We start from the raw sequence: 19,649 nt of genomic DNA, 5'->3' as shown, positions 1-19,649 counted from the left end.
CACCACCATGTCGAAGCTCGCGATCAACGCCCGGACCACCACCCGTCCGGCCGTCCCGCCCGCACCACGCTGGGCCGAGTTCGCCGCCAAGGCCACCGTGCTGACCACCGTTCCCTCGGGGCTGTGGCGGATCGCGTTCGGCTTCGGCATCCCGGTCGGCTTCACGGGTGCCACCGCCGCACGGTACGCCGAGCACCAGCCGGGCTGGGGCACGGTCTACGTCGTGGTGCTGAGCGCCCTGGCCGAAGCGCTGGCCTTCCTGACCGTCGGGCTGGTCCGGCCCTGGGGCCAGCTGGCGCCGCGCTGGATCCCGCTGATCGGCGGCCGGGCGGTGCACCCGCTCGCCGCGATCGTTCCGGGCGCGCTGGGCTCGGCGTTTCTGACCGTGCTCGGGATAACCGCGGCGGTCGGCGGCTGGGGCCGGAACATGGCGGAGCCGGACTCCCCGCACGGTGCCGCCGGCCTGGTGATGACCCTCGCCTACCTGCCGCTGGTGGCATGGGGTCCGCTGCTCGGCGCGGTCACCATCGACTACGCCCGTCGGACGCTGAGTCGCCGGTGACCACCACAGCGGATCACACCGGGGCCGGCTCCGGGCCCCGCTCCCCGACCCCGGTCGCGGACTCGGCAACAACAGATCCAGCGGCCTCGGACTCGACGACCTCGGACTCCCCGCGCCGGACGGGGGCGGGAGCGGGGACGGGGGCGGGAGCGATGCGGCGGCCCCACTCGGTGGCGACCACGACCAGGGCTCCGCCGACCAGGGCGAGCGGCCCCATCCGGTTCCCGGCGATGGTGATGCCGAAGACGGCGGCCCACAGCGGTTCGGTGCCGAGCAGCAGACTCACCCGGGACGGCGAGGTGGCGCGGACAGCCCACATCTGAACGAAGAAGGCGAACAGCGTGCACAACAGGGACAGGTGCAGCAACCAGGCCCACTGGCCGGGCCCGTACGAGCGGGCGACGGCCCACGGCGACGGCCCTACGGCTGGCGCGACGGCCGCGAACACGGCGGTCGCGACGGCGAGTTGGACCCAGGTCAGGGCCAGCATGTCGGTTTCGCGGACGGCGCGGACGCGGGCCGTCGCCAGGACGAAGGCCGAGCGAACCAGGGCAGCTCCCAGCACCAGCAGGTCGCCGAGCGAAGGCGGGCGCAGCCCGCCGTCCCCGGTGAGCAGGGCGACGCCGAGCACGGCCAGCGCGGCGGCCGCGAGGAAGGCGCGGGGCGGTGCCGTCCGGCTGAGGACGCTCTCGCCGAGCGGGGTGAGCACCATCGCGAGGCTGATGATCAGCCCGGCATTGGTGGCGGAGGTGTGCACGGCGCCGTACGTCTCCAGCAGGAAGATCCCGCTGAGCACCAGCCCCAGTGCGCCGCCGCCCAGCCACTCGGCGCGGCTCAGCCTCCGTAGCGCCGGCCAGGCGGCCATCCCGAGCAGCGGCAGCACCAGCCCGAACCGCAGGACCAGCATCGCCACGGCCGTCCCGGGCTCCGCCACCCGCTGGACGGCGAGGAAGCTCGACCCCCACACCACCGCCACCAGGAGAACCGGCAGGTCGCGAAGGGCCGATGAGGACGAAGACATGGACAGGGAGGCACTCATGAGTCAGATCCCTCCGAGCGAACGGAACCGGCGGGGCGCGAGTACCGTACGGCGTCGGACGGACCCTGGAGCTGGGCGAAGGGCACAGCTATCGACGGGGCTGGGCATGGAGCAGGGGGACGCCATCCTCCCGCACCGGCCCACCCGTGATCAACGCCCTGCCGTAACTCGCTGGATCTCCGGAGGGATCCAGCGTCCCCGGGGCCAACGCCTTTCCCAGGCCCGGCAGGTCAGCGGGCGAGCAGGCCGTTCGCCGCGGCGATCTCCTCGATGTCGGCCGGGGTCCCGGACATGATGGCGCGGACGTGCTCGGTGACGAGCTCGACCGGCCAGTCCCACCAGGCCGCACGGAGCAGGCGCTCGACGTCGGCGCCCTCGAAGCGGCGCCGGATCGGCCGGGCCGGGTTGCCGCCGACGATGGTGTACGGCTCGACGTCGGCGGTGACCATCGCACCGGCCGCGATGATCGCGCCGTCACCGATCCGGACGCCGGGCAGGACGGTGGCACCGAAGCCGAACCAGACGTCGTTGCCGATCACGGTGTCGCCCCGGCTGGGCAGGCCGGTCACGAGGTCGAGGGTCCGCTCGGTCCACTCACCGCCGAACATCGTGAACGGGAAGGTGGACACGCCGATGGTCGGGTGGGCGGCGCCGGCCATCAGGAAGCGGGCCCCGGTGGCGATCGCGCAGTACTTGCCGATCACCAGCCGCTCGGGTCCGTAGGCGTAGAGGACGTTGCGCTCCTCGAAGCGGGTGGCCCCCTCGGGGTCATCGAAGTAGGTGTACTCACCGACCTCGATCCGCGGGTCGGTGACGAGCGGGCGCAGCAGGACGACCCGGTCGTGGCCGGCGAGCGGGTGCAGGGCAGTGGGGTCGGGAATGGCGGTGGCGGTCACGCAGGCTCCTCTCGTAACGCGACCAAAGTCGCATTACGATGAGCATGGCACGACCGCCACACCGCAGCAAGCCTTAACGCGACTGGAGTCGACTTTGAACGAGAACGCCCCGGAGCCGACTCACCTCGAAACGACCCACCCAGAGCCCCGCACCCCGACCCCGCGCCCCGGCGGCCGCAGCGCCCGGGTCCGGGAGGGGGTGGTCGCCGCCACGCTCGCCGAGGTCACCGAGAGGGGGTACGACGACCTCACCATCGAGGCGGTCGCGAGCCGCTCCGGCGTCCACAAGGCGACGCTGTACCGGCGGTGGGGCGGAGTGGACGGCCTGGTCGCGGACGCCCTGACCGCCTCGGCCGACCAGCCCTGGCCGCTGCCCGACACCGGCGACCTCCGCGAGGACCTGCGACTGATCACCCAGGAGGTGTTCACCGTCTTCACCGATCCCGACCTGGGGGCCACCCCCACCGCGCTGATCTTGGCCGCCCAGCGCTCCGACACCGGCGCGACCGCCCTGCGCGCCTTCTTCGCCTCCCGTCACCGCCAGGCCGCCGAGGTCGCCGAACGAGCCGTCGCCCGAGGCGAGTTGCCCACCGGAACGGACGGTGCCGAGGTGGTCCGGGCCGCCACCGCCCCGCTCTACTACCGGCTGTTCGTCACCGGCGAGCCGCTGGACGCCCGCACCGCCGAGCGGGCCGCCGACGCCGCCGCACTGGCCGCCCGCGCCGGACTGTTCACCCCCGCCCCCCGGGCCAACCCCGTTCCCCCGGAGTCCTCCTGACCCTCCACCCGCCCGACGGGGCCTGAACCCCACCGCTCCCTACCGCCCCCTACCGGATCGCCGCCCCGGCGTGGATGATGGCGCCATGCCAACCCCGCCGTCCACCACCCTTCGGAAGGCCCGTCACGTGAAGCGCGCACCCTGGGCTCTGCTCGCCGTCGCCACCGTCCTCCCGCTCACGGCGAGCACCGGCACCGCCGTCGCGGACACCACGCCGCCCGCGCCCGCCTGCACCTACACGCCCGCGGTGCCGGCCGACAACTTCAAGGGCATCCCGGTCTTCGACGCCAAGAAGGCCGCCCAGCCCTACCGCGCCACCCTGCGCACCAGCCAGGGCGCGATCACCTTCCAGGCGTTGACCGACAAGGCGCCCTGCACCACCTTCTCGTTCCGTTTCCTCGCCGAGCACGACTACTTCGACCGCAGCCACTGCCACCGCCTCACCACCCAGCGGCTCTACGTCCTGCAGTGCGGCGACCCGACCGGAACGGGCAGCGGCGGGCCCGGCTACTCCTTCCCGGACGAGAACCTGACCGGCGCCACCTACCCGGCCGGCACCGTGGCGATGGCCAACGCCGGTCCGAACACCAACGGCAGCCAGTTCTTCTTCGTCTGGAAGGACACCAAGCTCTCCCCCGCCTACACCCCGTTCGGCCGGATCACGGCGGGCCTGGACGTCCTGCAGAAGATCGCCGCGGGCGGCGAGGACGACCAGAACAACCCCGGCGACGGCTTCCCCACCCTCCCCGTGAACATCCGCCACGTGAAGATCAGCACCCGCTGACCGGGAGCCCGCCCCTCACCGCCCGCCCCCACGCCGTTCCCGTGCGTCGGCAGCGCCTCCCGTACGGTGGCAGCACCAACGACACCGCACGGGAGCAGCGCGCATGGACAGCCGGATCTGGGAGAGCGTGGACCACCTCGTCGCGTGGCTCGACGAGCAGGGCACGCAGTCGCCCCGGGAGGAGCGCCTGCTGCGGATCCTCAAGCTCTCCGAGGAGGTCGGCGAGGTGGGCGCCGCGGTGATCGGCGCCACCGGCCAGAACCCGCGCAAGGGCGTCACCCACAGCTGGGAGGACGTCCAGCACGAGCTCTGCGACGTCGTCTTCACCGCCCTCGTCGCCCTCCGGACGCTCACCCCCGACGCGGCCCGGGTCTTCGCCGACCGCCTCGCCTACGTCGAACAGCGCTCCGCCGCCTCCCGCCGCCCGGCGGACGGGGAGCGGAAGGCGGCGGAGGAGACGCCTTGAGGTCCTGGAAAGGACCGGGGGGACCGGGGGGACCAGGGGGACCGGAAGGAAGGCCCAGGCCCGCTACGCGTTGGGCGCGACCTTCGCGAGGCCGTTGATGATGCGATCCATCGCGTCGCCGCCCTGCGGGTCGGTGAGGTTGGCGAGCATCTTGAGGGTGAAGCGCATCAGCATCGGGTGGGTGAGGCCGCGCTGGGTGGCGATCTGCATCACCTTGGGGTTGCCGATGAGCTTCACGAAGGCGCGGCCCATCGTGTAGTAGCCGCCGTAGACGTCCTTGAGGACGCGCGGGTAGCCCTGCAGAGCGCGCTCGCGCCCGGTCTCGGTGACCCGGGCGTGGGCCTGGACGATGACGCCGGCGGCGATCTGGCCGGATTCCATCGCGTAGGCGATGCCCTCGCCGTTGAACGGGTTGACCATGCCGCCCGCGTCGCCGACGAGCAGCAGGCCGCGGGTGTAGTGCGGCTGCCGGTTGAAGGCCATCGGCAGCGCGGCACCGCGGATCGGGTCGGTCATGTTCTCGGGGGTGTAGCCCCATTCCTCCGGCATGCCGGCGCACCAGGCCTTGAGCACCTCGCGCCAGTCGAGTTCGCCGAACGCGGGCGAGGAGTTGAGGATGCCGAGGCCGACGTTGGAGGTGCCGTCGCCCATGCCGAAGACCCAGCCGTACCCGGGCAGCTGCTTGCGCTGGCCGCCGCGGGTGTCCCACAGCTCCAGCCAGGACTCCAGGTAGTCGTCGTCGTGGCGCGGCGAGGTGAAGTACGTCCGGTAGGCGACGCCCATCGGGCGGTCCTCGCGGCGGTGCAGGCCCATGGCGAGCGAGAGCCGGGTGGAGTTGCCGTCGGCGGCGACCACCAGCGGGGCACGGAAGGTGACCGGCCGCTTCTCGTCGCCGAGCTTGGCGGTGACGCCGACGATCCGGCCGGTGCGCTCGTCCAGGACGGGCCCGCTGACGTTGCAGCGCTCGTAGAGCCGGGCGCCGGCCTTCTCGGCCTGACGGACCAGCAGCTCGTCGAAGTCGGCGCGCTTGCGGACCAGGCCGTAGTCGGGGAAGGCGGACAGCTCGGGCCAGTCCAGCTCCAGCCGGACGCCGCCGCCGATGATGCGCAGGCCCTTGTTGTGCAGCCAGCCGTTCTCGGTGGAGACGTCGATGCCCATGTCCACCAGCTGCTTGGTGGCGCGGGGGGTGAGGCCGTCGCCGCAGACCTTCTCGCGCGGGAACGCGGTCTTCTCCAGCAGCAGCACGTCCAGCCCGGCCTGGGCGAGGTAGTACGCGGTGGTGGACCCGGCCGGACCCGCGCCGACCACGATGACGTCGGCCGTGCTCTCGACCGGGCTGTCCGGCTTCGTCAGATCGGCTGCGGTCTCGGACACGGTGGACACTCTCCTGGAGCTGCGGCTGTGGGGACGGCGGCTTTTGTCTCCGGCAGTCTAGTTCCGTCCCCGCCGCCGGAAACGACCACGCCCCCATCCCGCCGGTGCAGCGGCTACCCGAGCTTGTACGCCCGGTGCAGCGCGACGATGCCGCCGGTGAGGTTGCGCCAGGCGACCTTGGACCAGCCGCTCTCCTGCAGCCGGGCCGCCAGCTCGGGCTGGTCGGGCCAGGACCGGATGGACTCGGCGAGGTACACGTACGCGTCCGGGTTGCTGCTGACCGCGGTGGCGACCGGCGGCAGGGCGCGCATCAGGTACTCGGTGTAGACCGTCCGGAACGGCGTCCAGGTCGGGGTGGAGAACTCGCAGATCACCAGCTTGCCGCCGGGCTTGGTGACGCGCTGCATCTCGCGCAGCGCCGCGTCGGTGTCCTGGACGTTGCGCAGCGCGAAAGAGATCGTCACCGAGTCGAAGGTGCCGTCCGCGAACGGCAGCCGGGTGGCGTCGCCGGCGGTGAGCGGCAGCTCGGGGTGGCGGCGCTTGCCCTCGACGAGCATGCCGACGGAGAAGTCGCACGGGACGACCTGCGCGCCGGCCTCGGCGAAGGGCAGCGAGGAGGTGCCGGTGCCGGCTCCGAGGTCGAGCACGAGGTCCCCCGGTCCGGCGGCCACCGCCTCGGCCACCGCCCGGCGCCAGGCGCGGGCCTGGCCGAGGGACAGCACGTCGTTGGTGCGGTCGTACTTGGCCGCGACGTCGTCGAACATGGCGGCGACTTCGTGCGGCTGCTTGTCCAGAGAGGCTCGGGTCACGCCCCCATTGTTCACCCTGGCGCCGACAGCCCGACCAACGGGGCACGCCGCGGGGCGTCCGCACCCGCCACACGGGCCCCGCCGCACAGACCCGTCCACCCGGCACCCGTCGCACGGACGTCGCCGCACGCCCCCGCCGCCCAGTTCCCCCGCCCAGCCCACCGGCGCCCCACCCGGCCCACCGGCGCTGCGCGCCCCGTCAGTGCTGCGCGCGCCGCCCGCCCGCGCGCCGCCGGCGCCGGGAGCGCTTGCCGTGGGTTATCGCGGGCATCCCGTCGGCCAGCGCCCCGGTCGCCAGTGCGACGGTGGTGGCCAGCCGGCCCTGCCCGGCGCGGACCGCGAGCGCCCGCCGGTGCCGCCGGATGCGCAGCACGCAGATCACGAACATCCCGACCGCGACCGGCACGCTGAACCGGGCCAGGCCGACGCCGACCGGCTGCGGGTAGGTGTCGCCGCAGATCCGCACCGCGCCCGGGTCGTCGGCGGCGTGCTCCAGGCAGATCGGGTCGCCGATCCTGGCGCCGTCGGCGAGCGGCAGCGCGGCCGCGGTGTGCGACTGGCCGGACGCCCGGTAGCTGACGGCGCTGTAGGAGCCGCCGCCGGTGGGGAGCTGGGTGACGACGCCTTCGACTCTCACGGGGTGGGCGCCGATCCGGTCGGCCTGGTCGGCCTGGCGCCAGCCGAGCAGGCACATGCCGACGGCCAGCACGGCGCTGAGCACGGCGGCGAGGTACCAACCACGGCCCATCCGCGGGGATCGCGGCGGGGGGACGGTCGCGGATCGCATGGTTCCTGTCCTGGCTTGCCTTCGGGGCCTGGGACACGGCCCCGCCACCCGCGGGCACGGGCGGTAGGTGGTGAGGGTACGGAGTGAGCTGTCCGGGATCGTATCCGCTGGCGGGCCCTCAGGTCACGGCGAAGGGGGAATCACCCCACAGGGTGGACAGTGGAGTTCGGCGGCACACGAAGGAAGTGCCGTACGCCGCAAGGAAGTCCGACTACCGGCGAGTACGTCGCCCGGTTCCCGGCCTCGTTCAGCGCCGCCGGTACACCAACCGCCCGCCCAGTACGGCGGCCAGGCAACCGCCCGGCGATGGTTGGGCGAAGCCCTCCCCAACGGCCGGGAACACCGCGAAGTCGGCCCGGCCGCCCGCCGCCACCCGGCCGTGCACGGCCGCCGCGAGCGGCAGCACCGACAGCGGGTCCAGCGGGCCGTCTCCCAGGCCCAGCAGGCAGTCCCCCGCGCCCACCGCACCAGGGCCACCCCCGGCGCCTGGGCCACTCCCCGCCTCAGGGCCACCCCCCGTGCCAGGGCCGCCCGGCAGCGCGACCAGCCCGGAGCGCGCCACGGCCGTGCGCACCGCGGCCCGCTCGAACGGCCCGGCCACCGCCGTCACCCCGAACCCGAGCATCCGTTGCAGCCCGCGCCGGGCGCTCGCGCCGCAGCGCCCCTCGTCGGCGGAGCCCGTCAGCCCGTCCGCGACCGGCTCGACGCCGATCTCCTCGCGCGGGTCCGGGTGGTAGGCGTGTTCCAGCAGCCGGTGCCCGTACGGGTTGCGCAGCCCCGGCGTGAGCACCGCGGCGCCCCAGTCCCGCAGTCGCGCCCCCGGGTGCGCGGCGGCCAGTTCCCGGTACGGTCCGACGGCCTCGACGCGGTCACCGCGCACCAGCACCGCCCCGTCCGGGAGGGACGGGGCGGTGGGGTCGGCCGGGTCGGGCAGCACCAGGGCCGCCCGGTGCAGGGTCAGCACGGCGGTGCCCCGGGCCTCAGTTGTCCAGGATCTTCAGCTCGGGGTGCGCGGTGCCGCCCTCGATCGCCGTGGAGGCGATGTGCGAGGCGACCCGCGGGTCCACCGGGTCGTTGGCCGGGTCGTCCAGCACCCGCAGGTGCTCGTACGTGGTCGCGCGCTGCGCCGGTACGCGGTCGGCGGCCCGGATGAGGTGGATCAGCTCGGTGAGGTTGGAGCGGTGCTTGGCACCGGCCGCCGAGACGACGTTCTCCTCCAGCATGACCGAGCCGAGGTCGTCCGCACCGTAGTGCAGCGACAGCTGGCCGGCCTCCTTGCCGGTGGTGAGCCAGGAGCCCTGGATGTGGGCGATGTTGTCGAGGAACAGGCGGGCGATCGCGATCATCCGCAGGTACTCGAAGACGGTGGCCTGCGTCGAGCCCTTCAGGTGGTTGTTCTGCGGCTGGTAGGTGTAGGGGATGAAGGCCCGGAAGCCGCCGGTGCGGTCCTGCACGTCGCGGATCATCCGCAGGTGCTCGATCCGCTCGGCGTTGGTCTCGCCGGTGCCCATCAGCATGGTGGAGGTGGACTCCACGCCGAGGCCGTGCGCGGCCTCCATGATCTCCAGCCAGCGCTCGCCGGACTCCTTGAGCGGGGCGATCGCCTTGCGCGGCCGCGCGGGCAGCAGCTCGGCGCCGGCGCCGGCGAAGGAGTCCAGGCCGGCCCGGTGGATCCGGGTGATGGCCTCCTCGATCGAGACGCCCGAGATCCGGGCCATGTGGTCGACCTCGGAGGCGCCCAGGGAGTGGATCACCAGCTGCGGGAAGTCGGCCTTGATGGCCGAGAAAGCGCGCTCGTAGTACTCCACGCCGTAGTCCGGGTGGTGGCCGCCCTGGAACATGATCTGGGTGCCGCCCAGTTCGACGGTCTCGGCGCAGCGGCGCAGGATCTCGTCGAGCTCGCGGGACCAGCCCTTGTCGCTCTTCGGCGGCACGTAGAAGGCGCAGAACTTGCACGCCGTCACGCAGACGTTGGTGTAGTTGATGTTGCGCTCGATGATGTACGTCGCGATGTGCTCGGTACCGGCGTAGCGGCGGCGGCGCACCGCGTCGGCGGCGGAGCCGAGCGCGTGCAGCGGCGCCGAGCGGTACAGCTCCAGCGCCTCCTCCGGGGTGATCCGGCCACCGCCGGCGGCCCGGTCGAGCACGGCCTGCAAATCGGTGCTGGGCGCATCGAGGGTGGTCGCTGCGAGCTCGGTCACCTGGCCGCCTTCTCTCTCTCGGATACTGCAGTTCTCGGCGCTGCCGCCCCCGGACGACGGGCGTCCGGGTACGGCCGAACCAGCCTACGCCAGGCCTTTCGAGCGTCCGCGTCAGCCCGCTGCCCGTCGGCCCCGGAGCACCTGAGCACCTGAGCACCTGAGCCGGCGCACCGGAGCACCGGAGCGCCCCGCCGCACTCAGCCGACCGGCAGCGCCGCCGGCTCCAGCAGCCGCACCGCGACGTCCGACGCGAAGCCGCTGTCGTGCGCGACCCGGCGGGCGAACTCGGCGACGCCGGCCAGCTGCCGCTCGCCGAGCGAGAAGTCGAGGGCCTCGCTGAAGTACCGCTCCAGCACGTCCGCGCCGAAGGCCTCCCAGCGGGCGGCCTGTTCGGCGACCTTGGCGGCCTCGACCAGTGAGAGGTCGCGGGACTCCAGGAAGGCCCGGTGCACGGCCGCGGTCAGTTCCGGACGGCGCTCGGCGAACTCGCGGCGCACGGCCCAGACGGCGAAGACGAACGGCAGGCCGGTCCACTCCTTCCACATCTCGCCGAGGTCGTGGACGGTCAGTCCGAGGTCGGCGGCCTGGCCGAGGTAGGCGCGCAGCGCCGGGTCGCCGATCAGGACGGCGGCGTCGGCCTCGGCGAGCATCGAGCTGAGGTCGGGCGGGCAGCTGAAGTAGTCGGGGCGGACGCCCTCGCGTTCCTCCAGCAGCAGCCGGGCGAGCCGGACGGAGGTGCGGCTGGTGGAGCCGAGGGCGACGCGGCGGCCGTCCAGGTCGGCGAGCGGCACCTTGCTGACGATGAGGCAGGACATCACCGGGCCGTCGCTGCCGACCGCGATGTCGGGCAGGACCAGCAGGTCGTCGGCGTTGCGCAGGTACTCCACGCAGGTGATCGGACCGATGTCCAGCGAGCCGTCGACGAGCTGGTCGCTCAGCTTCTCCGGGGTGTCCTTGGTGAGGTCGAGGTCCAGCAGGTTGCCGGTCCTGGCGAGGCCCCAGTAGAGGGGTACGCAGTTCAGGAACTGGATGTGGCCGACGCGAGGCCTGACCGGGGTGTGTTCCTGGGGCTCCCACGATTGTCCGTCCGGTGCTGCCACTGCGCCGCTCCCTTGTACTGTTCGTGCGCTTTCCCGCAGCGTATGCCTGCTGTTCACAAAGGCCTGCACCGGGCACCCGACACGCGCTCGCGAGGCCTGCGGGACGCGCCTGCGAGGGCCCACGACACGCGTCGTGGGGGCCGCAGTTCACCCCTGGTCGTCACAGCGACCGCATGCTAGCGTTGCCCTCAGTTGCAGTTTGATTCCCCTTGCAGTACTTGAAGCCTGCGGAGCATGTAACCGCGGGCTTTTTGTAGTTTTTCAGCAATATCGAAAAACTTCGGACTCGTCCGGAGGCAGGGCGATCAGCGCAGCGGACCGGGTGCCACACGGTGTGGCCCCGACACGTCCCTCGCAAGGAGAACGGCATGGCCACGGGAACCGTCAAGTGGTTCAACGCTGAGAAGGGCTTCGGCTTCATCGCCCAGGAGGGCGGCGGCCCCGACGTCTTCGTCCACTACTCCGCCATCAACGCGAGCGGCTTCCGCTCGCTGGAGGAGAACCAGGCGGTGAACTTTGACGTCACCCAGGGCCCGAAGGGCCCGCAGGCGGAGAACGTCACCCCCATCTGACCATCTTCTGATGTTCTGATCGCTCGGGACCCCAGCGGGTCCGTCGGCGGCTCCCGACAGCCGTCACCATGAGCACAAGAGCAACACCCAAGGGGGCCCGCCCAACCGGCGGGCCCCCTGCCTTTTCCCCTGGCCGCCGCCCCGGAGAGCAGCACACGAGCACGCGCCAGCACCCGCGCCCCCGCGCCCCAGTGGCACGCACAAGGGCCCGCTGCCGCACCGGGGAACGGTGCTGGAGCGGGCCCTTGTCGCCGAGCCGGCGGGGATCAGGCGGCCACCGGGGCCGCCTTGTCCGCCTGCGCCGGGACGACGGCCGACGGCGCGTCCTCGTACAGGTCGCCGGAGGGGCGGTTGTAGGCGGCGACGTCGAGGATCTTCTCCCGCGAGGCCACCAGGACCGGTACCAGCACCTGGCCCGCGACGTTGGTCGCGGTGCGCATCATGTCGAGGATCGGGTCGATGGCGAGCAGCAGGCCGACACCCTCCAGGGGCAGGCCCAGGGTGGAGAGGGTGAGCGTCAGCATGATGATCGCACCGGTGAGGCCCGCGGTGGCGGCCGAGCCGACGACCGAGACGAAGGCGATCAGCAGGTAGTCCCGGATGCCGAGGTCGATGTTGTAGACCTGGGCGACGAAGATCGCGGCGATCGCCGGGTAGATCGAGGCGCAGCCGTCCATCTTGGTGGTGGCGCCGAACGGCACGGAGAAGGACGCGTACTCGCTGGGGACGCCGAGGCGCTCGGTGACGCGGCGGGTGACCGGCAGGGTGCCGACCGAGGAGCGCGAGACGAAGGCCAGCTGGATCGCGGGCCAGGCGCCCTTGAAGAAGTTGACCGGGTTCAGGCCGGCGGCGAACTTGAGCAGCAGCGAGTAGACGACGAACAGCACCAGCGCGCAGCCGACGTAGATGTCGAGGGTCAGCGTGGCGAAGGGCTTGAGCAGGTCCCAGCCGTACTTGGCGACGGACTTGCCGATCAGGCCGAGGGTGCCGAGCGGGGAGAGCCGGATGACCCACCACAGGGCGGTCTGGGTCAGCTCCAGGACGGACTCGCTGAGCTTGAGGACCGGCTCGGCCTTGCTGCCGAGCTTGATGATCGCCGCGCCGACCACGACCGCCATGAAGACGATCTGCAGGACGTTCACCTTGGCGAAGGCGTCGACGATGTTGGTCGGGAAGATCCCGGTCAGGAAGTCGATCCAGGAGCCCTTGGAGTCGAGCGCCTTGAGGCCGTCGGTCTTGAGGTTGGTGCCCTGGCCGGGGTTGGTCAGCAGGCCCAGGCCCAGGCCGACGGCCACCGCGATCAGCGAGGTGATCATGAACCAGAGCAGCGTGCGGGTCGCCAGGCGGGCCGCGTTGGTGACGTTGCGCAGGTTGGCGACGCTCACCACGATCGCGGTGAACACCAGCGGCGGGACGGCCAGCTTGAGCAGCTGGACGAAGATCTTGCCGATGGTCTCCAGGGTGGTGGCCAGCCAGGAGATGTCGGCGGCGCGGGCCAGGTAGCCCAGGCCGACGCCGAGCAGCAGGCCGCCGACGATCTGGACCCAGAACGGGGTCTTGCGGATTCTCGCGAGCACGGACGGCGACGGGGTCGCCTCGGGCGCTGTGGACATGACGGTGCGGCTCCGGGGGAGGGCGTTGCTGACGGTGGGGTGTGGCGGAGGAGGCGGCACGGCGCGCGGGCCGGGTGGGGAGGTCCCGGCCCCCGGTCAGGGGCGTGCCGCCGGGATACAGCTCGTGGCGCGACAACGGCGCGGGCTGTCCACAGCACCGGTCAGAGCGCACCGGCGGGCGGCGCCGGGCAGCGAGCCCTGGCCGTTCTTCCGCGATGCGTCTGAGGTGGTCATGGCCGACACATTAGCAGCAAAGGTTTGAGATGTTCAAAGTAGTTGTTTGAGGTTGGGGTGAGATCCGGACACGAACGAAGCTGACGCACCATCAGATCATCCCCACCGGCCCGATTGACCGCTGAGCGGTTATACGTATAACTTTGACGGCGTCCCCGCCCTCGCCTGCCCAGACCGGAGAAGACGCCGATGGGCTACCTCGCCCTGCTCCGCGCCCCCCACGTCAGCCGCCTGCTCCTCGGCACCCTGCTCGGCCGCCTGCCCGCCGGCATGACCGCCCTGGTGATCGCCCTCGCCCTGCGCGAGGCCGGCGCGCCGTACGGGCGGATCGGACTGGCCACCGCCGCCTACGCGATCTCCGCCGCCGTCGGCGGGCCGGTGCTCGGGCGGATCGTGGACCGCACCGGGCAGCCCCGCGTCCTGCTCGCCTCCGCCGTGCTCGCCGGCGGCGGGTACGCGCTGCTCGCCCTCGCCCCCGGCTCCGGGATCGCCGCCCCGCTCGGCGCCGCGATCGCCGGGCTCGCCATGCCCCCGCTCGAACCCTGCCTGCGCTCGCTCTGGCCGGACGTGGTGGAGGAGGAGCAGCTCGACACCGCCTACGCCTTCGACTCCGCCTCCCAGCAGATCCTCTACGTGGCCGGCCCGCTGGCCGTCGCCGGGATCGCCGGCCTGTTCAGCCCGGTCGCCGCGCTCTGGATGGCCGCCGGACTGGGGCTGGCCGGCGCGCTGATCGTGGCCACCACCGCCCCGGCCCAGGCCTGGCGCGCCCCGGCCCGCGCACACTCTGCCGGGCTGCTCGGCCCGCTGCGCTCCCCCGGCCTGGTGCTGCTGCTGGTCGGACTGGCCGGGGCCGGCTGGGCGGTCGGCGCGCAGAACGTGCTGTTCATCGCCTACGCCGAGCACCACGCCGACGCCCTGCCCGGCGGCGCGGGCACCCTGCTGGCGCTGGCGGCGCTCGGCGGCCTGCTCGGCGCGCTCGCCTACGGCGCGGTGAAGTGGCGCAGCAGCACGGCCACCCGCACCTGGGTCATGGCGCTCGCGATGGCCGCGTCCTACCTGCCGCTGGTGCTGCTGCCCGGGCCGTACCCGATGGCCGCACTGGCCTTCCTCTCCGGGATCGGGCTGGCGCCGCTGCTGGCGGCGGCGTTCGTGCTGGTCGCCGAGCTGGCGCCGACCGGGACGGTGACCGAGGCGTTCGCCTGGCTGGTGACGCTGTTCGCGACGGGCAACTCGCTCGGCTACGCGGTGTCCGGCAACCTGGCCGAGGACTCGCTGCGGCCGGTGGCGCTGTGCGCGGCGGGCGGGATCGCCCTCGGCGCCCTGCTGCTGTTCGGCGCCCGCCGCTGGTTCCACCCGGTGCCGCCGGCGCCGTCGGTGCAGCCGGTGCAGCCGGTGCCGGTGGGCTGAGGCCCCCCACAGACGACCGCGCCCACCGGGGTCTGGCCGGCGGGCGCGGTCTTTCGTTCTCCCCTACTACTACCTACTGCTTCGCGCCCCGCCCCGGCCCGCCGACCGCCGGCGCGGTGGAGGAGCGCAGCACCAGCGAGGTGGCCAGCGGCGGGACGGGCGCCGCCCGCTCGCCGCGCAGCAGGCCCGCCAGCGCCGCCGCGCCGACCCGGCCCAGCTCCTCGCCGGGCAGGTCGACGGTGGTCAGCGGCGGGGCCAGCAGCGCGGCCACCGCGACGTTGTCCATGCCGACCACCGACAGGTCGGCCGGCACCCTCAGCCCCAGCTCGGCGGCGGCCTGGTACACCCCGGAGGCGACCACGTCGTCGTCGCAGATCACCGCGCGCGGGCGGTCCGGGCGCTCCAGCAGGCGGTGCGCCACGCTCCGCGCGGCCGGCTGGCCCTCGTTCAGGCTCACACCCAACTCCACGACTTCCAGGTCGAGTTCGGCGGCGACCTGCTCGAACGCGGCCTGCCGCACCCGGAACGTGTACGCGGAGTGGGTGGAGCGCAGCCGCCCGATCCGGCGGTGGCCGAGCCCGGCCAGGTGCTCGACGGCGGCGCGCATCCCGCCCGCCACGTCGAGTTCGACGGTCGGCCGGGCCCGGTCGGTGCCCGGGTCGGCGTCGAGGAAGACGGCGGGGGTGTCGGCGGGCAGCTCGCCGAGCTGGCTGTCGTCCGGGGAGCAGATCAGCAGGCCGTCGAAACGACTGGTGGTGGCGGCCTCGGCGAGGGTGGCGCTCCCCCAGCCGGAACTGACCACGACCGCCAGGCCGTGCCGGCCGGCCTCCTCGTGGACGCCCTCCAGCACCCGGCCGAAGAACGGGCCGAGGATGTTCGGCACCGCCAGCAGGATCATCCCGCTACGGCCGAGCCGCAGCTGCCGGCCGGCCGCCTGCGGGCGGTAGCCGAGGCTGCGGGCGGCCTCCCGGACCCGCTCCCGGGTGGCGTCGGAGACCCTGCGGCCGGCCTCGGCGCCGGAGAAGACCAGTGAGACGGTGGCTTGGGAGACCCCGGCGAGCCTGGCCACGTCCCGGCCGGTGGGCCGGCGCACCGGGGCCGGCCAGGTCCCGGCCTCCGCCTCGACGGGCGCCGCCTCGACGGACGACCCGCGCAACGCGGACGGCCCGGACGGCGGGTCGGCCGGTCCGGGCTCGGAAGCCGCAGAAGCGGAAGCGGGGTCGGGGTCGGAAGCGGAGGCGTCCGAGGCGGCGGAGTCGGGCACGGCGGCTGCGGTCGCGGGTCCGGCCGGGGTCAGCTCTGCCGGACGGCGGCCGTCCGGGCCGCCTCGTCGACGGCGTCCTCCTCGGCGTTCTGCGCGGCGATCCGCTCGGCGGTGCGGCTGCGCAGGCCGGAGACCTTGGTGGTGATCTGGGCGGACATGTCGTCGCGCTGACGGCTCAGCAGCACGTAGCTGAGCGGCGCGGACGCGATCGCGGCCAGCAGGAACAGGAAGATCACGCCGGCCTGGCCGCTGACCGGGATGATCTTGAAGTGCCCGAGCAGCAGGGCGACCAGCAGGCAGCCGAGGAAGATGCTGACCCGCAGGGAGGTGTAGCGGAGCGTGGCGTGCGACTTCTCCTGGCCGGTGCTGCTCACGGGACACATCCTTTTCACTGGTCTGGCTTTTCACTGGTCTGGGCGGGGGCCGGTCTCCCAGTGAAGCATGCCTGACGGGCGGCGAGGGGAAGGGGGCGCCCGTCCCCCGCCCGCCGCCGCCCGACCGGACCCGCCGCTCAGCGCAGGTCGAGCCAGAGGGTGATGTCGTCGCGGTCGTCCCCGGGGGCGACCCGGATCGCGGCCGGCACCCGGCCGACCTCCCGGTAGCCGCAGCGGGTGTAGAAGCGCTCCAGGCCCTGGCCGCCGCGCGCGGTCAGCCGCAGGCTCTCCAGGCCCCACTCCCGGGCTATCCGCTCGGCCTCGGCGAGCAGCCGGGCACCGTAGCCGCGGCCCTGGCAGTCGGGGTGCACCATGACCCGCTTGAGCATCCGCCAGTGCTCCATCAGGTCGAAGCGCATCGACTCGAAGAAGAGGACACCGACCAGCCGGCCGGTGTCACTCTCGTGGGCGACCAGCAGCCGGTCCGGGCCGTCCGGCTCGACCCCGGCGAACTGGTGGTCGGCGGTGTCCCAGACCTCGTCCTCCGTCACCGGCGCCACGAAGCCGACCGCGCCGCCGGCGTTGGTGACGTCGGCCCACAGTCGGACGACGGCGGTGCGCAGGTCCGGGTCGAGCTTCGGGTCCAGGGTGAAGGTGAGCGCCATGGTCGCGGAGCCTAGCCCTCCGGTCCGACAGGCCCCCGGCCCGCCCTACGAGAGGGCCGGGACGGGGCGGTCCGGCCGGCTGGTGCGCAGCGCCAGGCAGAGCCCGACGGCGACCACGCACAGGGCGCCGGCGCCGTACCAGGTGAGGTCGTAGTTCCCGAGCGCGTCGCGGGCCAGGCCCGCCAGCCCGGCGACGACGGCCGCGCCGATCTGGTGGCTGGCCAGCACCCAGCCGAAGACGATCGGGGCGTCCCCGCCGAAGTGCCGGCGGCACAGCGCGACGGTCGGCGGCACGGTGGCCACCCAGTCCAGGCCGTAGAAGATGACGAAGGCCAGGATCGGCGGTTGCAGCGAGCCGGCGAGCAGCTGCGGCAGCAGGAGCAGCGAGATCCCGCGCAGCCCGTAGTAGGTGACCAGCAGGATCCGGGAGTCGACCCGGTCGGTGAGCCAGCCGCTGAAGATGGTGCCGACCACGTCGAAGACGCCGATCATGGCGAGCAGGCCGGCCGCGGTGGTCACCGGCATGCCGTGGTCGTGGGCGGCCGGGATGAAGTGGGTGCCGACCAGGCCGGCGGTGGTGGCGCCGCAGATCGCGAAGGAGCCGGACAGCAGCCAGAACGCCCGGCTCCGGGCGGCGTCCCGCAGCACCCGCAGCGAGCGGGTCAGGGCGCGGCCGTCGGCGGCGGGCGCCGGCGGCTCCTCGGTCGCCCCGTACGGGAGCAGGCCGAGGTCGGCGGGCCGCTCGCGCATCAGCAGCAGGACGGGGACGGCGACCGCGCTGGCCGCGAGCGAGACCACGATCACCGCCGAGCGCCAGCCGTGGTGCTCGACCAGCCAGGCGCCGACCGGCAGGAACACCAGGTTTCCCGCTGCCCCGGCGGCGGTCAGCACGCCGGTGACCAGGCCCTGGCGGGCCTGGAACCAGCGGCCGGTGATGGTGGTGGCGAAGGCGCCGGCCATCGAGCCGCTGCCCAGGCCCACCAGCACGCCCCAGCAGAGCACCAGTTGCCAGGGCTCGCGCATCAGCATGGTGAGCCCGGAGCCGACCGAGATGGTCAGCAGCGCGCAGACCACCACCAGGCGCACGCCGAAACGGTCCATCAGGGCGGCGGCGAAGGGGGCGGTGAGGCCGTAGAGGGTCAGGTTGACGGAGGTGGCGCTGGATATCGTCCCGAGCGACCAGCCGAACTCGTTGTGCAGGGCGTCCATCATCAGGCTGGGCGTGGACCGGAAGCCGGCCGAGCCGAGCAGGACCAGCAGCGAGACACCGGCCACCACCCAGGCGTAGTGCACCCGGAAGCGGGTCGGACGGGCGGGGCGGACGGGTCCTTCGGGGGCGGGCGCGGGGGCGGGGGCGGGGGCGTTGCGTTCGGTCACGCGGACGAGTGTCCCGAAGCGGCGCGGCCGCGACGAGTGGCCTGAATGACAGCTTTCGCAAGAATCGGGCCACGGTCCCGGCATACCCTGGCCCGAACCGGCCGGACTGGCCCGAACCGAACCGAACCAACCGACCCGACCGACCGACCCGACCGACCCAACCGGTCCGGGCGGCCGCACCACCGAAGGGGAACGGCATGGCCCACCTGGTCGCGGTACTCGCCCTCGACGGCGTGATCGCCTTCGAACTCGGCATCCCCGCCCGCATCTTCGGCGGCGCCAAGGACCCGGCCGGGCGGCCGCTCTACGAGGTCGCCACCTGCACGCTGGACGGCCGGCCGATCGCCACCAGCGCGGACTTCCGGATCAGCGTCGACCACGGGCCCGAACTGCTGGAGCGGGCCGACACGGTGGTGATCCCGGCCTCCGCCGACGCGAGCACGGCCACCGTCGACGCCGCCTTCACCCCCGAACTGGCCGCCGCGCTGGGCCGGATCCGGCCCGGCACCCGGCTGATGTCGATCTGCACCGGGTCCTTCCTGCTGGCCGCCGCCGGGCTGCTGGACGGCCGCCCGGCCACCACCCACTGGCGCTACACCCGGCGCTTCGCCGAGCTGTACCCGAAGGTGCGGCTGGACCCGGACGTGCTCTACACCGACGACGGCGACGTCCTCACCTCCGGCGGGGTGGCCGCCGGGGTGGACCTGTGCCTGCACGTGGTCCGCCGCGACCACGGCAGCGCGGTGGCCAACGCGGTGGCCCGCAACTGCCTGGTGCCGCCGTGGCGCGAGGGTGGCCAGAAGCAGTACGTCGAGGCCCCGAGCCCGGTGGACTCCACCGGCCAGGGCACCGCCGCCGTCCGCGCCTGGGCGCTGGAACACCTGGACCAGCCGCTGGCGCTGAGCCGGCTCGCCGACCGGGCGGGCATGAGCCTGCGGACCTTCACCCGGCGCTTCCGCGAGGAGACCGGCGCCAGCCCCGGGCAGTGGCTCACCGTGCAGCGCACCGAGCGGGCCCGGCAGCTGCTGGAGCGCACGGACCTGACGATCGACCAGGTCGCCCGGGAGTCCGGTTTCGGCACCGCCGCCTCGCTCCGGCTGCAACTGCGCGGCCGGCTGGACGTCGCCCCGAGCGCCTACCGGCGAACCTTCCGCGCCGTCTCCGGGTGACCCCGGGCGGCTTCAGGTGCCCTGGACGGCTCTCGGCCGAGTGGCCGGAAAGCGCCGCCGGACGACGGCGGATCGGACGGCGGGGGGGGGGGCGGCTCGCGCACACCACCACCCCCCGGCGCCGACCGCCCCACACTCCACGCCACGAGAGAACGACAACCCACACCCCCGCACCCCA

Annotated in this window: 20 protein-coding genes; 7 read left to right on the top strand and 13 right to left on the bottom strand. The window is 73.4% G+C overall.

Translation table 11 applies throughout. The annotated features are described in order from the left end of the window. Positions 1–7 precede the first annotated feature (7 nt). Positions 8–562, top strand: coding sequence for a hypothetical protein (locus ACFV6D_RS24780; RefSeq protein ID WP_380561138.1), 555 nt, complete (start codon positions 8–10; stop codon positions 560–562). 13 nt (positions 563–575) lie between these two features. On the opposite strand, the gene ACFV6D_RS24775 is transcribed toward ACFV6D_RS24780, so the two are convergent. Beyond that, a complete protein-coding gene (locus ACFV6D_RS24775; protein ID WP_380561137.1) occupies positions 576–1,601 on the bottom strand; it encodes a DMT family transporter in 1,026 nt (341 codons plus the stop codon). 230 nt (positions 1,602–1,831) lie between these two features. Beyond that, on the bottom strand, positions 1,832–2,497 hold the full coding sequence (locus tag ACFV6D_RS24770; protein WP_208869079.1) for a CatB-related O-acetyltransferase: 666 nt from the start codon (positions 2,495–2,497) through the stop codon (positions 1,832–1,834). 94 nt (positions 2,498–2,591) lie between these two features. Between ACFV6D_RS24770 and ACFV6D_RS24765 the strand changes: the two genes are divergently transcribed. From ACFV6D_RS24765 to ACFV6D_RS24755, 3 genes are all read left to right on the top strand, one after another. Further along, on the top strand, positions 2,592–3,275 hold the full coding sequence (locus ACFV6D_RS24765) for a TetR/AcrR family transcriptional regulator (protein ID WP_380561136.1): 684 nt from the start codon (positions 2,592–2,594) through the stop codon (positions 3,273–3,275). An 85-nt stretch (positions 3,276–3,360) separates the two neighbouring features. Further along, a complete protein-coding gene (locus tag ACFV6D_RS24760) occupies positions 3,361–4,059 on the top strand; it encodes a peptidylprolyl isomerase (protein ID WP_363371732.1) in 699 nt (232 codons plus the stop codon). A gap of 103 nt (positions 4,060–4,162) precedes the next feature. Next, on the top strand, positions 4,163–4,525 hold the full coding sequence (locus ACFV6D_RS24755; protein ID WP_063348152.1) for a MazG-like family protein: 363 nt from the start codon (positions 4,163–4,165) through the stop codon (positions 4,523–4,525). 63 nt (positions 4,526–4,588) lie between these two features. Here the strand turns inward: ACFV6D_RS24755 and ACFV6D_RS24750 are convergent, their stop codons facing one another. From ACFV6D_RS24750 to ACFV6D_RS24725, 6 genes are all read right to left on the bottom strand, one after another. Further along, positions 4,589–5,878 carry a geranylgeranyl reductase family protein gene (locus ACFV6D_RS24750; RefSeq protein ID WP_063351195.1) on the bottom strand — a complete coding sequence of 430 codons (1,290 nt, stop codon included), beginning with the start codon at positions 5,876–5,878 and terminating at the stop codon, positions 4,589–4,591. Between the two features lie 134 nt (positions 5,879–6,012). Then, a complete protein-coding gene (locus ACFV6D_RS24745) occupies positions 6,013–6,708 on the bottom strand; it encodes a demethylmenaquinone methyltransferase (RefSeq protein ID WP_063348153.1) in 696 nt (231 codons plus the stop codon). Between the two features lie 199 nt (positions 6,709–6,907). Next, on the bottom strand, positions 6,908–7,495 hold the full coding sequence (locus ACFV6D_RS24740; protein WP_159398455.1) for a hypothetical protein: 588 nt from the start codon (positions 7,493–7,495) through the stop codon (positions 6,908–6,910). Between the two features lie 247 nt (positions 7,496–7,742). After that, entirely contained in the window at positions 7,743–8,459 is a 717-nt protein-coding gene (locus ACFV6D_RS24735) for a hypothetical protein (RefSeq protein ID WP_380344903.1), read from the bottom strand. Between the two features lie 16 nt (positions 8,460–8,475). After that, positions 8,476–9,696: a cyclic dehypoxanthinyl futalosine synthase gene (gene mqnC, locus ACFV6D_RS24730; RefSeq protein WP_063348156.1), complete on the bottom strand. Its 1,221-nt coding sequence runs from the start codon at positions 9,694–9,696 to the stop codon at positions 8,476–8,478. Positions 9,697–9,893: 197 nt separating this feature from the next. Further along, the gene (locus ACFV6D_RS24725; RefSeq protein WP_380561135.1) at positions 9,894–10,796 is read right to left on the bottom strand and encodes a menaquinone biosynthetic enzyme MqnA/MqnD family protein; all 903 of its coding nucleotides are present in this window, start codon (positions 10,794–10,796) and stop codon (positions 9,894–9,896) included. Positions 10,797–11,164: 368 nt separating this feature from the next. On the opposite strand from ACFV6D_RS24725, the gene ACFV6D_RS24720 reads away from it, so the two are divergent. Further along, positions 11,165–11,368 (top strand): cold-shock protein, encoded by a 204-nt coding sequence (locus ACFV6D_RS24720; protein ID WP_052580872.1) that lies wholly within the window; start codon positions 11,165–11,167, stop codon positions 11,366–11,368. Positions 11,369–11,634: 266 nt separating this feature from the next. On the opposite strand, the gene ACFV6D_RS24715 is transcribed toward ACFV6D_RS24720, so the two are convergent. Next, positions 11,635–12,981: a dicarboxylate/amino acid:cation symporter gene (locus ACFV6D_RS24715; protein WP_063348158.1), complete on the bottom strand. Its 1,347-nt coding sequence runs from the start codon at positions 12,979–12,981 to the stop codon at positions 11,635–11,637. Between the two features lie 423 nt (positions 12,982–13,404). Here ACFV6D_RS24715 and ACFV6D_RS24710 point away from each other — a divergent pair, with 423 nt between their 5' ends. After that, the gene (locus tag ACFV6D_RS24710) at positions 13,405–14,622 is read left to right on the top strand and encodes an MFS transporter (RefSeq protein ID WP_063348159.1); all 1,218 of its coding nucleotides are present in this window, start codon (positions 13,405–13,407) and stop codon (positions 14,620–14,622) included. Between the two features lie 73 nt (positions 14,623–14,695). Here ACFV6D_RS24710 and ACFV6D_RS24705 read toward each other — a convergent pair whose 3' ends face one another. The 4 genes from ACFV6D_RS24705 to ACFV6D_RS24690 all read right to left on the bottom strand — a co-directional run bounded on the left by ACFV6D_RS24705 (position 14,696) and on the right by ACFV6D_RS24690 (position 18,302). Beyond that, on the bottom strand, positions 14,696–15,886 hold the full coding sequence (locus tag ACFV6D_RS24705; protein WP_380561134.1) for a LacI family DNA-binding transcriptional regulator: 1,191 nt from the start codon (positions 15,884–15,886) through the stop codon (positions 14,696–14,698). Positions 15,887–15,915: 29 nt separating this feature from the next. Further along, complete coding sequence (locus tag ACFV6D_RS24700; protein WP_063348160.1) at positions 15,916–16,260, bottom strand: DUF4229 domain-containing protein; 345 nt, start codon at positions 16,258–16,260, stop codon at positions 15,916–15,918. Between the two features lie 137 nt (positions 16,261–16,397). Next, positions 16,398–16,925 carry a GNAT family N-acetyltransferase gene (locus tag ACFV6D_RS24695; protein ID WP_063348161.1) on the bottom strand — a complete coding sequence of 176 codons (528 nt, stop codon included), beginning with the start codon at positions 16,923–16,925 and terminating at the stop codon, positions 16,398–16,400. Between the two features lie 45 nt (positions 16,926–16,970). Continuing rightward, positions 16,971–18,302: an MFS transporter gene (locus ACFV6D_RS24690; RefSeq protein ID WP_380423190.1), complete on the bottom strand. Its 1,332-nt coding sequence runs from the start codon at positions 18,300–18,302 to the stop codon at positions 16,971–16,973. Positions 18,303–18,499: 197 nt separating this feature from the next. On the opposite strand from ACFV6D_RS24690, the gene ACFV6D_RS24685 reads away from it, so the two are divergent. Beyond that, positions 18,500–19,471: a GlxA family transcriptional regulator gene (locus tag ACFV6D_RS24685; RefSeq protein ID WP_380561133.1), complete on the top strand. Its 972-nt coding sequence runs from the start codon at positions 18,500–18,502 to the stop codon at positions 19,469–19,471. The last annotated feature ends 178 nt before the right edge of the window (positions 19,472–19,649 follow it).

The organism is Kitasatospora sp. NPDC059812 (assembly GCF_042732075.1).
Lineage (GTDB): Bacteria > Actinomycetota > Actinomycetes > Streptomycetales > Streptomycetaceae > Kitasatospora.
The sequence above is the reverse complement of the archived record's forward strand: the minus strand, read 5'-3'. Positions and strand labels throughout refer to the sequence as shown.